We start from the raw sequence: 13549 nt of genomic DNA on the forward strand, positions 1-13549 counted from the left end.
TCACTCACGCGGCATGGCTGGATCAGGGTTGCCCCCATTGTCCAAGATTCCCCACTGCTGCCTCCCGTAGGAGTCTGGGCCGTGTCTCAGTCCCAGTGTTGCTGATCATCCTCTAAAACCAGCTATAGATCGTAGGCTTGGTAGGCCATTACCCCACCAACTACCTAATCTAACGCGGGCCGATCCTTCTCCGATAAATCTTTCCCCCAAAGGGCGTATACGGTATTACCCCCAGTTTCCCGGGACTATTCCGTAGAGAAGGGCACGTTCCCACGCGTTACTAACCCGTCCGCCGCTCACCCCGAAAGGCGCGCTCGACTTGCATGTGTTAGGCCTGCCGCCAGCGTTCGTTCTGAGCCAGGATCAAACTCTCAAGTTGAAAAGCACTTACATGCTTGTCCTTGACGTTCGAACCTCTGCACATCTCATCTGGTGGCTAAACCAGATGAAGTCATCTGTTTGATGTACACAGATCTCCTAAGAAATCAGTGAACCACTCAAACAGTGAAGCTGACACTCAATCATCGGGTCTCCCCTATGAGCGCGATATACAGACATTCAATCCGTCGAAACAGACCAAACCGCCCACATATCTCTTCAGTTATCCATCAATGTCAAAGAACACAGGCCCCGAAAGACCCAGAGACAAAAACCAACCGGCGCACCCTAAATTCCCGGTGCAACCCGCCCATCATCGCCTCAGTTTGTCGCCTCGCTTCGCAGCCAATCCAGAACTCAATCCGTCCCAGCCGCTCCATCCAGCCCCCCAACAGCACCTCAGCGCCGCCGGTGAGGGGCGTTCTAGGCCCAACCTCAAATCACCGCAAGCACAAAATCAACAAAATCCAAAAAAAATACAAAACCCCAATAAATCAACCTGTTTTCAACACCTTACAAGAAATACACCCGCCCAAATCAAACCAAAAAAACAAACACCACAAACACACATCCCAAAAAATAACAAAACAAAACCCCAAACAATCGGACTCGCCCAAGGTTATCCACAGACTCGCGGGGGGGGGGCGCCAGTTCAAGGGCTTGATTCACCGGTCAGGCAACAGCCCTCTTTCGACCCGACGACAAGCGCAACAGTAACAGGCCGGTCACGAGACCCAGATAAATCAGAGGTTCGATCTGGAAACCTTTCACCAGCATCACGTAATGCACAACTCCAAGCAATACTGCGGGGTAAACCAGTCGGTGCAATCCGCGCCATTTGGGGCCCAGCCTGCGCACCGACCAGTTGTTGGATGTCACCGCCAAGGGCAGCAGCAGGACAAAGCCCGCCATGCCGACCGTGATGTAGGGTCGCTTGAGGATGTCCGCCCAGATCTGGGTCAGGATCTGCACGTCCAGAACCAGCCAGACCAGCAGATGGCAGCACACGTAGTAAAAGGCGAGCACCCCTATGGCGCGCCGGAACTTCATCAGGTTCAGCCCCAGCCAACGGCGTAGAGGCGTCACAGCCAGACCGGCGATCAGCAATTGCAGCGCCAATTCGCCCAGTTTGTGCTCCAACTCCTTGATTGGCTCGACCCCAAGCCCGCCGGTGGCACCCAGATACAGGAGCCAAGGCGCGGGCAACACACCGACCAGATAGATCAGCCACACCGGAACGCGGCGGAGATATGTGTTCAGAACATCCATGGCGTCAGAAGTATTTCGCCAGATCCATACCATCGTAAAGTCCCGCGACCTCTTGTTCGTAGCCGTTGAACATAAGCGTAGGCACTCGTTTGGCAAACAGTCCACCGCCAATCTTACGTTCGGTCGCCTGACTCCAGCGCGGGTGATTCACATTTGGATTCACATTGCTGTAAAAGCCATACTCGTTCGGAATGGACATGTTCCAGCTGGTAGGTGGCTCGACGTCGGTCAGGGTGATCCGCACGATCGACTTGATCGACTTGAAGCCATATTTCCATGGAACAACCAGCCGCAAAGGCGCGCCATTCTGATTGGGCAACGGTTTGCCATAAATACCGGTGGCCATCAATGTCAGCGGGTGCATCGCCTCGTCCAGCCGCAATCCTTCGCGATAAGGCCAGTCGAGCACCGGGTAGCGCGTGCCAGGCATCTCTTCGGGACGATAGAGGGTTTCGAAGGCCACGTATTTCGCACCTTCCTGCACGCCTGCCAAGTTCAGCAGATCGGCCAGTTCGAATCCGTTCCAGGGCACCACCATGGACCACGCCTCTACACAGCGAAACCGATAGATACGTTCTTCGATCGTCATTTCGGACATCACATCCTTGAACGAGTAATCTCCGGGTCGGTCCACCAAACCGTCAATCTTGATCGTCCAGGGATCGGTGGTCAGAACGCTTGCATAAGCTGCCGGGTCACCCTTGCCGGTGCCGAATTCATAATAGTTGTTATAACCGGTGATCTCTTCCCAGCTGTTCGGCTCTAGCGCGTCCGCTGCCGCAGGACGGCCCAGTGTGGCCGCGATACCAAGCCCCGCGGCGCCCGCGATAAACCGTCTTCGGTTCAGGAACGCAGCCTCGGGGGTCACATCAGTGAGGCTCAGGTCATTTTGCCAGCGATGGGCCATTTCAGTCTCCGGTCAATTCACATGTTTTCGATTTAGGCGTGATCAATCAAGTGCGCAAAGCAACTCCACTCACATTCACGGCATGGAATTGTAACTTGGGAGAATCTCGTTCATGGGAATCGAGCGCCCGTTGTCCTGCATGATCCGGACATGGCGGCGGCGCATCTGGCGCGGTTCACTTACACCAACTGAATGCGCAATGATTTCCACTTCGTGAGTGATCTCTTTGGCATAAGACGCCACGCGTTTGCTTTTCTTCTGCGGGACAAGCCCTTTCTGAAAGCGTGGATCATGGGTGGTTATTCCCGTGGGACAGGTATTGCGATTGCATTTGAGGGCCTGGATGCATCCCAGAGAAAACATGAATCCGCGCGCTGAGGTGACAAAATCAGCCCCGGCCGCCAGAGCCCAGGCGACGTCCGATGGGTTGATCAGCTTGCCGCTGGCAATGATCCGGATACGGTCCTTGAGACCGTGTTCGTCGCGCAGATTGGTGATCAGGGGCAAAGCCTCGCGCACGGACATACCGACGAGGTCGATCAGCGGCATCGGCGCCGCACCGGTGCCGCCCTCACCGCCGTCGATGGTTATGAAATCAGGGGCGCAGTCGGTACCGCGCGCATTGATTGCCGCAAAGAATTCCCGAAACACGTCCTCGGTTCCGACCACGGTCTTGATTCCCACCGGCTTGCCGGTGACTTCTCGGACCCGTACGATCAGGTTCAACAGATCTTCGATATTGGAAACGTCGGGGTGCCGGTTCGGCGACAGGCTGTCCTGCCCAATGGGTATTCCGCGAATGGAGGCGATTTCTTCGGTAATCTTAGCTGCAGGCAGGATGCCGCCCTTGCCGGGTTTGGCCCCCTGGGCCATCTTGATCTCGAACATCCGCACAGTGTCATTCGCGGCCACTTCACGCAGCTTGTTATCGCTGAGCAACCCGTGTTCGTCGCGCACACCATATTTTGCGGTTCCGATCTGGAAAACGATGTCGCAACCGCCTTGCAGGTGATAGGGGCTGAGGCCGCCTTCGCCGGTGTTGAGCCAGATCCCGGCTTTCTTTGCGCCATAGCTCAGCGCCTGCACGGCGGGTTTCGACAAGGCTCCATAGCTCATGCCGGAGATGTTGAAGAATGACGGCGCGAGATAGGGGACGCGCGCGGTCGGGCCGATCAGGAGCGGCGCGGTTTTTGCGGCGTCGTCGTCCAGCGTGGGAAAGGGCGCGTTGACGAAAATCGGCGTGCCCGGAATGCTGAGATTGCGGGTTGAGCCAAAGGCAACGGTGTTGTCCTTGCCGCCCGAGGCGCGACCGACCCAATCCCTTTGTGCCCTGTTGAACGGAAGTTCTTCGCGATCCATGGCAAAGAAGTATTGCCGAAAGAATTCTCCTAATTCTGTGAAAATATTACGAAATCTTCCGATAATCGGATAATTCCTGCGGATCGCATCCGTGGTCTGGAACCGGTCGATACAGAACAGGACAAAGGCGGCAAGCACGAAGAGACCTACTGTTGCTGCAAAGGCAAAGGCCATTACTTCGATTGCATTCATCGCAAAACCCATGCGAAAACTCCGATATGTTGATGTGGGGCAAGGACGGCCCGAAATTTCAGCTCAAACTGATCATTGGAATGCCAGGTGGCAAGCCACGACTGATCACAAAAGGAGAATGACTTTGAAACAGTTTTTCCTGACAACAAGCCTTATTTTGATGACTCAGACAGCTCAGGCACAGGATATGGTGAGTTACGCGACCCCGGATAGCTTTGACGATGTGTCTTTCGCGGTGGAAAGCGCCATCGTGGGTCAAGGGCTGGTGGTCGACCATATCAGTTATGTCGGTGACATGCTGGAGCGCACGCGCGAAGATGTGGGATCGGACAAGGTTCTGTTTACAAAGGCAAATGTTTATTCGTTTTGCTCTGCCTCCCTGTCCCGCAAGGTGATGGAGGCCGACCCGATGAACATCGCCTTTTGCCCCTATGACATCTTTGTCGCCGAGTTGGCGGACAAGCCAGGAGAGGTGATTGTCGGCTACCGGAGTTTCCCGGAAGGCCCGATGCAGGAGGTTCAGGCGTTTTTGGACGGAATCGTGCGGGATGCCGTCGGCGACTAGATGTACCCGCGATCTGTACGAATTGTACCGGCTTCGGGACCCCTCTTGTGCGAAATGTACAAGAGAATCCGAGCGTAAGCCCGATGCCGCAACCTCAATCCGGCGGCTCGAAGACCCGGCGCAGCAGGTCGGTGTCGAGATAGGCGGTGATTTCGGTGATCCGGTCACCGGGCATGACCATCGCCCAACAATAGGTTTGGTCATAGCAGATGCCGGTCGTTGTCACGCCGCGGCTGGTGAAGCGCAGGAACAGCTTGTCGCCCTCGCCCGCAAGATCGACAAATGTCGTCTTCAGCGGCCCGTCGAGAATGGACAGCAACGGGCCAAACGCGTTGTCGATGAGCGCCTGTTTGGAGTGGTAGGTGCCAGAGACAGAGGTGGTGCCGATCACTGTCCAGGTCACGTCGTCGGCGATCATGTCAAAGAACGGTCGGCTGTCGCCGCTTTCCCATGGCCGGAACGCCTCGCGCAGGCGGCGCTTGTTGGCTTCGGTTTTCGACATGGAGAGAGTTTAGGCCAAACACGGCGCGAATGCCACGCATGTCGCGTTCAGTGCCGGCGCGATACCTGCGACGCCAAGCCCGCCAGCGCGGCGATGATTGAGATCAAGGCAAATTGCGGGGCCTTGCGTTAAGGTCCGGGTGATTTTTGGAAACCATGGCCTGTATTTCAGAAAGGATTCACGATGATGAGACTGCCCCTGATCGCGCTTGCGATTTGTGCCCCTGCCCTCGGCTTTGCCGAGAACGTTACGATCGGAAACCTTGTTCGGGCCGAATCCGATACCATGATCCGCGCCAACTTGGCGAGCAACGGCGTAGGCATTGGAGAGATTCTTCACGAGCGCAATCCCGTATCGGCGGAAAACCCGCAACCGATCATCCGCGCCAATCAGGACACGCTTTATTCGGCCGTCGTGCTGGATCTCTCAAAACCGGTGACAATCACGCTGCCCAACGCCGATGGCCGCTTTCAATCCATGCTGGTGATCAACCAGGATCACTATAGTTACGTCGAGGCAACGCCCGGGACCTATGAACTGACCGAAGACGAGGTGGGCACGCGCTTTGCCTTTGTCCTGTTCCGGACCTTTGTCGACGCGGCCAATCCTGGTGATCTGTCTGTGGCGCACGACATGCAGGATGCCATCGCGTTGAGCGGCGGAGGCGACGGCCCGTTCGATGCACCTGACTGGGATCTTGAAAGTCTGGCCCAGGCGCGGAAAGCGGTGAACGATCTGGCCAGCGCAGTCGGATTTGACGTCAGCCGCGCCTTTGGCCGCAGGAACGAGGTCGACCCCATCGACCACATGGTCGGCGCGATTGCCGGTTGGGCCGGGCAACCGGCCACGACGGCCTCTGCCGTCATCGGCAGCGTTGAGGCGAATGACGGCACCATTCCGCACGCGGTCACGGTCAGGGATGTGCCGGTCGACGCGTTCTGGTCTGTCACGGTCTATAACGCGGACGGTTATCTGGAACCAAATGCACTTGGGCGCAACAGCTTCAACAACACATCGGCAATGCCGAACGATGACGGGTCTTACACCCTGCACTTTGGCGGTTGTGACGACGGGCGGGTGAACTGCATCCCGATAACGCCCGGCTGGAACTATACGGTGCGCCTGTATCAGCCACGGCAGGAAATCCTTGACGGAAGCTGGACCTTCCCCGAGATCGAACCCGTTGGGTGATCATCCGCATTCGGCATGGTGTGACAGGCAGATCGTTGAATTCATCGAGCAACAGGTTCAGTGCCTGGCGGAGTCCCGATCAACGGCTCAAATACGGTGTCGGTGAACCCGTTCCCTTTGTGTCTACCTGTCAGGTTGTCGGTTCCGCCATCTGTCGGATCAGATCGTCCGACAGCCTGGCTTCGAAATCCACGGCATCGACCGGACCGTTCTTTCGCAACACAGCGTCAATCAGGACACTGGTCAGTTCCGGAACGCAGGCTGACATCCGATCCACAAATTGCTTGCCGGTTGCCGTGACGTGACCCTGCGCGTTGCCGATGTTGACCGGGCAGGACACACCGATTGCGGGACCTGCATCGAGTTCGGTCGTCATTTTGTGGATGGTCATGCGGGTCCAGGGATCGTCACGGTCCTGCAGGTCGCGAAAGGGTTGCGCCCCCGCGCCGTGCCCCCCTGGCAGGTCGGCGGGGTGGAAATTGATGACGCCGTATTTCGGCACCGACAAAAGACCATCGTCAAAAAGCTGACCGCAGCCGCAGACGAGGATGAGGTCAGGCGCCCAGGTCTTGAGTTGCTGGCGGAACCAGTCGATCTTGAGTTCGCCGGTATAGACGGACAGACCGGCCTGAAGCCCGGTTTCAATGACCTCGGCCGTCATCTCGAACCGCTCATGTGCGTCGAAGAATCGCCAGAGGCGTTTGTGCATGCTGAGCTTGGCGGACTCTTCGACCGCGTCGTCGGTGCAGACCGCGACAAGCCGCAGGTCTTTGGGCCGCGCCCGTTCGAACGCAATTAAAGACTCAAGCATCCGTGCCCCGAACTGATACGCGGCGACGGCCAGAACAGAAAGTCTGGCTTCATCGCGTGCTCTGGCCTCTGCCGCGGCGGGCAGTATCAATTCACCCCATCGAGATCCGGGAATGTCCTGAAATACCCGCCCCGGCAAATCGTGACGCAGCTTTCGGTTCAGCCGCTGTTGATCGAAGGCCGTCGTCATCTGAGGTCAGCCCCCTGACTGGAACCCTGCCCGGCTTCGGCGATCCTGGTACTGTTCCCGAACGCCGCCTTTTGCAGGAATTCGAAGCGCCAGACGATCTGCAGCGGTTTGCCGATGCAATAGGCTTTGCGGCGGTAGAACTTTCCGCCCAGCGCGCCAAGCCCGCCGGTGCAGGCGCGATACCGTTCGGCGGCCCTTTCGCCGATGTCGTCCTGCATCAGCATGGTGACCACGGCCCGGTAGCCGTAACGCTCGGCCCGAACGCACGCGGTGACGGATTCCTCGGACGCGCCGCTTGCACGGTTGCATTCTGTCGCAATGAAATCCCGCACCCGGGGCGGTACCGGGATGTCCGGATCAGGCCACCGTATTTCGGCAAACGCCAGCCCCGGCAAAACGCCCAGACTCAGGAATATGATCGCAAAACGTCGCATGTTTCGCCTCCTGCCGCTCGGCCCCATCCTAGCACAAGAGGATCACGGTGTCCGTTCAAGTATCAGTCTTGAGGCGGACCCCTTCGCGGGCGACGGTCGGCTGGCGTTTGGTGGGCTGCAAGCTATGCCGCTGTGGCAGAGGTGGTTGCTTCTTCCCACTGCGCGACCACTTCATCTGCGGTCAGGAACTGGTTTTCCGGGTCCGTCGCATACCAAGTTTCAAAATACTCGAGACCACTGTCATGGCCCTCTTGGGTGAAGGCCTGCAAACAGTCAGTGACCCAGACGAGGTTGAAACCCTTTTGGAAAGCGTCGCCCGACGTGTGCCTGCAACAACAGTCCGTGTGGAGGCCGGTGATGTATAATGTATCAATGCCTTTGGACCGAAGAAGGCTTTCCATATCGGAACATTGGAATCCGCTGTATGTGGTTTTTGGGACGCTAAGGTCGCCGGGTTTCATTGCCAGCTCCGGCACGATCTCGGCCGATTTGGTTCCCTTCATCGAGTGTGGCGGCCACTTTCTCATTTCGAGGTCATCCGGGGTATGCTCGTCCGTTGAGTACAAAACCAACGCGCCTGCCTTTCGGGCACCTTCCAGGAGTTTTTGCATGGGCGGAATGATAGCCTTTGCGCGGGCCTGATAGTCCGGTCCTCCTGCGTCAGCGATAAAGTATCCCGGCTCAATAAACTCATGAGCCATGTCTACGAGAATTACGGCACTCCTTCTGGGGTCAATCATGGCCTTCTCCCTGTTGTTTGTACACTAACGATTTTTATGCTCGCCGAAAGAACCGATTCGGTCAAGTTTTATTGAGAAAAACTGACTTCGGGTGGTACCGACCAACGGGCAAAACCGCAAATCTGTGAGGCTTTGCCTGCGGTTGAAAGATGGGCTGCAGGGGACTGTGCAGTCGGATTAGCCTCCGTCCCACACCCTCACGCCCCCGGTGTCAGCAGGTGGCGGAGGAGGGCGACGGGGTGGGCCTTGAGGCTGAGGCGCAGGGCGACGTAGTCCTCGACCACCTCCTCGCCCAGCGACATCTGCGGCAGGTGGGCGGCGGGTTCGGAGAGGGCCTCGCCTTCGATATCCTGCGCAAAGAGCGGCAGGGGGCGCGCGGGGGCGATGGCCTTGGCGGCCCAGAGCGCCTCGCGCCGGTTGAGGCCACAGGCGGCAAAGGCGTCGGCCTCGGCCAGCCGTTCGATGACCGCGGGGGACAGGCCCGCACGGCGCCAGACGTCCTGAACCTCTTGGTATCCGTTGCCGCGCGCGGCGGTGAGCCAGCTTGCGTCCTCCTCGGCCAGGCCCTTGATCTGGCGAAAGCCCAGCCGCAGGGCCAGCCCGCCGCGCCCGTCGGGTTCCATCACGTTGTCCCAATAGCTGGCGTTGATGCAGACGGGGCGGACCGGCACCCCGTGTTCACGGGCGTCGCGCACGATCTGGGCGGGGGCGTAGAACCCCATCGGCTGCGAATTCAGGAGCGCGCAGGCGAAGATGCCGGGGTGGTGGCATTTGATCCAGGCGCTGGCATAGACCAGCAGCGCGAAAGAGGCGGCGTGGCTTTCGGGAAAGCCGTAGCTGCCGAAGCCCTCGATCTGGGAAAAGCAGCGTTCGGAAAAGTCGCGGTCATAGCCGTTGCGTTCCATTCCGCGCAAAAACAGGGCGCGGAATTCGCTGACATTGCCGTGTTTCTTGAACGTCGCCAGCGAGCGGCGCAGCCGGTCGGCCTGTTCCGGGGTGAAGCCCGCGCCGACGATGGCGATCTGCATCGCCTGTTCCTGAAACAGCGGCACGCCCAGCGTCTTGCCCAGCACCTCACCCAGCGCGTCCGAGGGAAACTCGACCTTCTCCTCGCCGTTCCGGCGGCGGATATAGGGATGCACCATGTCACCCTGGATGGGTCCGGGGCGGATGATGGCGACCTCGATCACCAGATCGTAGAAGTTGCGCGGGCGCATCCGGGGCAGAAAGTTCATCTGGGCGCGGGATTCGACCTGGAACACGCCCACCGAATCCGCGCGGCAGAGCATGTCATAGACCTTTGGGTCCTCGGGCGGCAGGGTGGCTAGCGTATAGTCGGTCTGGTGGTGCTGGGCGATCAGGTCGAAGGCCTTGCGGATACAGGTGAGCATGCCAAGGCTGAGGACGTCGACCTTGAGAATGCCAAGGCTGTCGATATCGTCCTTGTCCCAGCAGATGACGGTGCGATCCTCCATCGTGGCGTTTTCGATCGGCACCAGTTCGTCAAGCCGCCCCTCGGTGATGATGAAGCCGCCCACGTGCTGAGACAGATGGCGGGGGAAGCCCACGATCTCGTAAACCAGCGCCATGGTCTGTTTCAGGCGGCGGTCTTCGGGGTCCAATCCGATCTCGCGCATCCGCTGCGCTTCGAGCCCGTCGGTCGAAAAGAAGCCCCAGAGCTGGGAGGCGAGGCCGGAGATGGTATCTTCGGTCAGGCCCATGGCGCGGCCGACCTCGCGGATGGCGCGCTTGCCGCGATAGTGGATGACGGTGGCGCAAAGACCCGCGCGGTGGCGGCCATAGCGTTCATAGATGTGCTGGATCACCTCCTCGCGCCGTTCGTGTTCGAAATCGACGTCGATATCGGGCGGTTCGTCGCGCGCCTCGGACACGAAGCGTTCGAACACCATGGTGCCCATCTCGGGGCTGACCGAGGTGATGCCGAGACAGTAGCAGACCACCGAATTGGCTGCCGAGCCGCGCCCCTGGCAGAGGATGTGGCGGGAACGGGCGAAATGCACGATGTCGCGGACGGTCAGGAAATAGGGTTCGTATTTCAGCTTGGCGATGAGGGCCAGCTCATGCGCCAGCATGTCCTGCACCCGGTCGGGCGCCCCCGCCGGATAGCGCCAAGCCAGCCCCTGATGGGCCAGCCGGCGCAAACGTTCGGTCGGGGTTTCGGTGTCGCTGCCCTCGCTGGGATATTCATAGCGCAGTTCGTCAAGGGAAAAGGTAAGCTGCTGGCCGAGGTCATGAGCGCGGGCCACCGCCCCTTCGTGGCCCTTGAAGATGCGCCGCATCTCGGACCCCGAGCGCAGGCGCTGTTCGCCATTGGCCAGCGCCCGGCGGCCCAGCTGGTCGACCCGGCAGCGCAGGCGGATGGCGGCCAGCACGTCGGCCAGTTTGCGGCGGCGCCCGTGATGCATCAGCGGCGCGGCGCTGGCGAGGGTCGGGATGCCGAGCCCGCGCGCCCCGGCATCCAGCGCGGCAAACCGGGCGGCATCGGCCCCGTCGTAGCGGGGGTGGAGCAGCAGGTGCATCCGACCGGCAAAGTGGCGCGATAGCCGCTCTGCCTGTGGTCCCCATCCGACCGCACCGCCCTGCCCCCGCTGCGCCTGTGGCCAGAGCAGCAGGTGAAGACCCTCGGAAAACTCCATCAGGTCGGACAGCTGCAGGAGACAGTCGCCCTTTTCCGCGCGCAGCCGCCCGGTGGAGAGCAGCCGGCACAGGCTGGCCCAGCCCTGCCGGTTCAGCGGCAGGGCGGTGACGGGCGGGGCGTCGGTGAAGATCAGCCGCGCCGCCGGGATCAGACGCGGCACGGCATGTACCGAAAACGAGGGCGGTTTCGGGATATGATCCGGGCGCGGCGGGCCGATGGGGGTATTCTGCCCCTCCCACGTCAGGCGTTCGCGCACCTTGCGGGCAATCTCGCGCGCGCGGGTATGGGCGCGCACGATCCCTGCCACGGAATTGTCGTCGGCGATGGCGATGGCGGGCAGGCCCAGCGCCACCGCGCGCTCCATGTATTCCTCGGGGTGGGAGGCCCCGGTGAGAAAGGTGAAATTCGAAGTGATCGACAGTTCGGCATACATGGCGATTCACCATTATATTCACGTTTTGTTCTTTTTCGAGTCCTTCCTGCCATTGCGCAGGAAACGGGTCGTTCCGGCGATGCGGCGCGTGCATCTTGGAGCAACGAAAGAAGGAGACGAAAGATGTTCAGGATCGTTGCGATGACCACGGAAGACGTTCGCGCCTATCAGGCCGGTGCGCCAGATGCCTATGGCAACCCGCCGGAACGCGCGGTGTCAGAGGGCGGCGGCAATCCGTGCCGTCATTGCCTGCGCTATATCCCTGAAGGCGAAGAGATGCTGATACTGGCACACCGGCCCTTTGCCCAGGCGCAGCCATATGCCGAGACCGGGCCGATTTTCCTGTGCGCCAAGCCCTGCGACCGGCACGAGGATGGGGGCGGCATGCCCGAGGTTCTGGCGGGATCGCCCGATTACCTGATCAAGGGGTACAGCGCGGGCGAACGGATCGTCTATGGCACCGGTGCGGTGACGCCGACCGACCAGATCGGCGCGGCAGTGGCGCGGATATTCGAACGGCCCGAGGTGGCCTATATCCATGTGCGCTCGGCCCGCAACAACTGTTACCAGGCACGGATCGAGCGGAGCTGACGCTCAGAGCCTGACCCGGTGCATCCCGCCCGGAGGGGTGGCGGTGTCGTCGGCGGGCGGATCGTCGGCGCGGCTGGAGGTGAGGGCAAGGAACACGTCCTCGAGATCGGCCTCTTCGGTGCGCACGTCGCGGATGCGGATACCGGCGCTGCGCACCGCTTCGAGCACCTGTTCGGCGCTGGTGTCGTGGTTGTGGTACTGCAATTCGAGCGTGCCGTCCGGGCGCAGCTCGGCCTGAACGCCCTGGGCCTGCGGCAGGATGGAGATGGCGGTATCGGGCACGATGACCATGGTCCGGCTGTCGAGGCGGCCCAGAAGGTTGGCGGTGCTGTCCTGGGCGACCTTTTCGCCCTGGTTGATGATGGCGATCTCGTCGCACATCTCCTGTGCTTCTTCCAGATAGTGGGTGGTCAGGATGATGGTCATGCCCTGTTGGTTCAGCTTGCGCACATTGGCCCAGAGCATCTGGCGCAGTTCGATGTCGACGCCCGCCGTCGGTTCATCCAGCACCAGAACCCTGGGGTGATGCACCAGCGCCTTGGCCAGCAGCAGACGCCGCCGCATGCCGCCCGAAAGCGTCCGGGCATAGGCCCCCGCCTTGTCGGACAGACCGACGAGTTCGAGGATCTCGTCGCTGCGGCGTTGTGATTTGGGCACGCCGTAAAGCCCGGCCTGAACGTCCAGGGCGCCGCGCGGGGTGAAGAAGGGATCGAGGTTCAACTCCTGCGGCATCACGCCGATGGCGGCGCGGGACTGGCGCGGGAACCGGTCCTGATCGTGGCCCCAGATCTCGACCTGGCCCGAGGTCTTGACCACCAGCCCGGCAAGGATGTTGATCAGCGTCGATTTGCCCGCGCCGTTGGGGCCCAGCAGGCCAAAGACCGAGCCGCGCGGCACCGTCAGGTCGATGCCCTTGAGCGCCTGTTTTTCCGGCTGTCCGCGCCCGCCGCGATAGGTTTTGCGCAGCCCTTCGATCCGGATTGCATCCTGGGTCATTTGTCGCTCTTGCCCCCGCTTGGCTCATCGCTCATAAACGCACCTAATACATGCCCGCAAGGCCGACAACCGAAGAAGGATCGCCAGCCGTGACTCTAGATGCGCCGGAAACCAAGATCGTCGAAACCGCCCGCGTTGCCTGTGACGGTGGCGAAGGCGCGCTGGGGCATCCCCGGGTGTGGCTGCAGATCCCCGAGGATCAGGGCTGGGTCGAATGCCCCTATTGCGACTGCAAATACGTGCTGGACGGGCGCGAAGCGGACGCCTGAGCGCAGGCCTGACGCGCGGGATTGAGTATTTATGAAAAGATGAAGTGACCGGGCGTGGTGACGG

The 13549-nt window shown here is 60.3% G+C and carries 13 protein-coding genes and 1 rRNA gene; 4 read left to right on the top strand and 10 right to left on the bottom strand.

The window, feature by feature from the left end:
* From AC2FMY_RS13180 to AC2FMY_RS13195, 4 genes are all read right to left on the bottom strand, one after another.
* Positions 1 to 379, bottom strand: a 16S ribosomal RNA gene (locus AC2FMY_RS13180); the annotation flags it as partial.
* Between the two features lie 671 nt (positions 380 to 1050).
* The gene (msrQ, locus tag AC2FMY_RS13185) at positions 1051 to 1647 is read right to left on the bottom strand and encodes a protein-methionine-sulfoxide reductase heme-binding subunit MsrQ (protein WP_496747980.1); all 597 of its coding nucleotides are present in this window, start codon (positions 1645 to 1647) and stop codon (positions 1051 to 1053) included.
* A 4-nt stretch (positions 1648 to 1651) separates the two neighbouring features.
* Positions 1652 to 2554, bottom strand: coding sequence for a protein-methionine-sulfoxide reductase catalytic subunit MsrP (msrP, locus tag AC2FMY_RS13190; protein WP_480748791.1), 903 nt, complete (start codon positions 2552 to 2554; stop codon positions 1652 to 1654).
* Between the two features lie 75 nt (positions 2555 to 2629).
* A complete protein-coding gene (locus AC2FMY_RS13195) occupies positions 2630 to 4117 on the bottom strand; it encodes an FMN-binding glutamate synthase family protein (RefSeq protein ID WP_496807494.1) in 1488 nt (495 codons plus the stop codon).
* A gap of 148 nt (positions 4118 to 4265) precedes the next feature.
* Between AC2FMY_RS13195 and AC2FMY_RS13200 the strand changes: the two genes are divergently transcribed.
* A complete protein-coding gene (locus AC2FMY_RS13200) occupies positions 4266 to 4670 on the top strand; it encodes a DUF302 domain-containing protein (RefSeq protein ID WP_496807495.1) in 405 nt (134 codons plus the stop codon).
* 94 nt (positions 4671 to 4764) lie between these two features.
* On the opposite strand, the gene AC2FMY_RS13205 is transcribed toward AC2FMY_RS13200, so the two are convergent.
* A complete protein-coding gene (locus tag AC2FMY_RS13205; protein WP_496807496.1) occupies positions 4765 to 5172 on the bottom strand; it encodes a nuclear transport factor 2 family protein in 408 nt (135 codons plus the stop codon).
* A 186-nt stretch (positions 5173 to 5358) separates the two neighbouring features.
* On the opposite strand from AC2FMY_RS13205, the gene AC2FMY_RS13210 reads away from it, so the two are divergent.
* The gene (locus tag AC2FMY_RS13210) at positions 5359 to 6363 is read left to right on the top strand and encodes a DUF1214 domain-containing protein (RefSeq protein WP_480748795.1); all 1005 of its coding nucleotides are present in this window, start codon (positions 5359 to 5361) and stop codon (positions 6361 to 6363) included.
* A 130-nt stretch (positions 6364 to 6493) separates the two neighbouring features.
* On the opposite strand, the gene AC2FMY_RS13215 is transcribed toward AC2FMY_RS13210, so the two are convergent.
* From AC2FMY_RS13215 to AC2FMY_RS13230, 4 genes are all read right to left on the bottom strand, one after another.
* Entirely contained in the window at positions 6494 to 7363 is an 870-nt protein-coding gene (locus AC2FMY_RS13215) for a formyltransferase family protein (protein ID WP_496807497.1), read from the bottom strand.
* Positions 7360 to 7797 (bottom strand): hypothetical protein, encoded by a 438-nt coding sequence (locus AC2FMY_RS13220; protein WP_496807498.1) that lies wholly within the window; start codon positions 7795 to 7797, stop codon positions 7360 to 7362. Before AC2FMY_RS13220 ends, AC2FMY_RS13215 begins: the two co-directional genes overlap by 4 nt.
* Positions 7798 to 7919: 122 nt before the next feature.
* On the bottom strand, positions 7920 to 8537 hold the full coding sequence (locus AC2FMY_RS13225; protein ID WP_480748798.1) for a cysteine hydrolase family protein: 618 nt from the start codon (positions 8535 to 8537) through the stop codon (positions 7920 to 7922).
* A gap of 197 nt (positions 8538 to 8734) precedes the next feature.
* Entirely contained in the window at positions 8735 to 11629 is a 2895-nt protein-coding gene (locus tag AC2FMY_RS13230) for an error-prone DNA polymerase (RefSeq protein WP_496807499.1), read from the bottom strand.
* Between the two features lie 123 nt (positions 11630 to 11752).
* Here AC2FMY_RS13230 and AC2FMY_RS13235 point away from each other — a divergent pair, with 123 nt between their 5' ends.
* A complete protein-coding gene (locus AC2FMY_RS13235; protein ID WP_496807500.1) occupies positions 11753 to 12220 on the top strand; it encodes a DUF1203 domain-containing protein in 468 nt (155 codons plus the stop codon).
* A gap of 3 nt (positions 12221 to 12223) precedes the next feature.
* On the opposite strand, the gene AC2FMY_RS13240 is transcribed toward AC2FMY_RS13235, so the two are convergent.
* Complete coding sequence (locus AC2FMY_RS13240; protein ID WP_496807501.1) at positions 12224 to 13216, bottom strand: ABC transporter ATP-binding protein; 993 nt, start codon at positions 13214 to 13216, stop codon at positions 12224 to 12226.
* A gap of 89 nt (positions 13217 to 13305) precedes the next feature.
* Here AC2FMY_RS13240 and AC2FMY_RS13245 point away from each other — a divergent pair, with 89 nt between their 5' ends.
* Positions 13306 to 13485: a zinc-finger domain-containing protein gene (locus tag AC2FMY_RS13245; protein WP_480748802.1), complete on the top strand. Its 180-nt coding sequence runs from the start codon at positions 13306 to 13308 to the stop codon at positions 13483 to 13485.
* Positions 13486 to 13549 lie beyond the last annotated feature (64 nt).

It is taken from the genome of Ruegeria sp. YKSE079, assembly GCF_059612845.1.

Bases quoted from the DNA above. Each gene is read 5' to 3' on its own strand.
- AC2FMY_RS13205 (WP_496807496.1), bottom strand. From the start codon at position 5,172: ATGTCGAAAACCGAAGCCAACAAGCGCCGCCTGCGCGAGGCGTTCCGG.
- AC2FMY_RS13200 (WP_496807495.1), top strand. From the start codon at position 4,266: ATGACTCAGACAGCTCAGGCACAGGATATGGTGAGTTACGCGACCCCG.
- AC2FMY_RS13220 (WP_496807498.1), bottom strand. From the start codon at position 7,797: ATGCGACGTTTTGCGATCATATTCCTGAGTCTGGGCGTTTTGCCGGGG.
- AC2FMY_RS13210 (WP_480748795.1), top strand. From the start codon at position 5,359: ATGAGACTGCCCCTGATCGCGCTTGCGATTTGTGCCCCTGCCCTCGGC.
- AC2FMY_RS13230 (WP_496807499.1), bottom strand. From the start codon at position 11,629: ATGTATGCCGAACTGTCGATCACTTCGAATTTCACCTTTCTCACCGGG.
- msrP (WP_480748791.1), bottom strand. From the start codon at position 2,554: ATGGCCCATCGCTGGCAAAATGACCTGAGCCTCACTGATGTGACCCCC.
- AC2FMY_RS13235 (WP_496807500.1), top strand. From the start codon at position 11,753: ATGTTCAGGATCGTTGCGATGACCACGGAAGACGTTCGCGCCTATCAG.
- AC2FMY_RS13215 (WP_496807497.1), bottom strand. From the start codon at position 7,363: ATGACGACGGCCTTCGATCAACAGCGGCTGAACCGAAAGCTGCGTCAC.
- msrQ (WP_496747980.1), bottom strand. From the start codon at position 1,647: ATGGATGTTCTGAACACATATCTCCGCCGCGTTCCGGTGTGGCTGATC.
- AC2FMY_RS13195 (WP_496807494.1), bottom strand. From the start codon at position 4,117: ATGGGTTTTGCGATGAATGCAATCGAAGTAATGGCCTTTGCCTTTGCA.
- AC2FMY_RS13225 (WP_480748798.1), bottom strand. From the start codon at position 8,537: ATGATTGACCCCAGAAGGAGTGCCGTAATTCTCGTAGACATGGCTCAT.
- AC2FMY_RS13240 (WP_496807501.1), bottom strand. From the start codon at position 13,216: ATGACCCAGGATGCAATCCGGATCGAAGGGCTGCGCAAAACCTATCGC.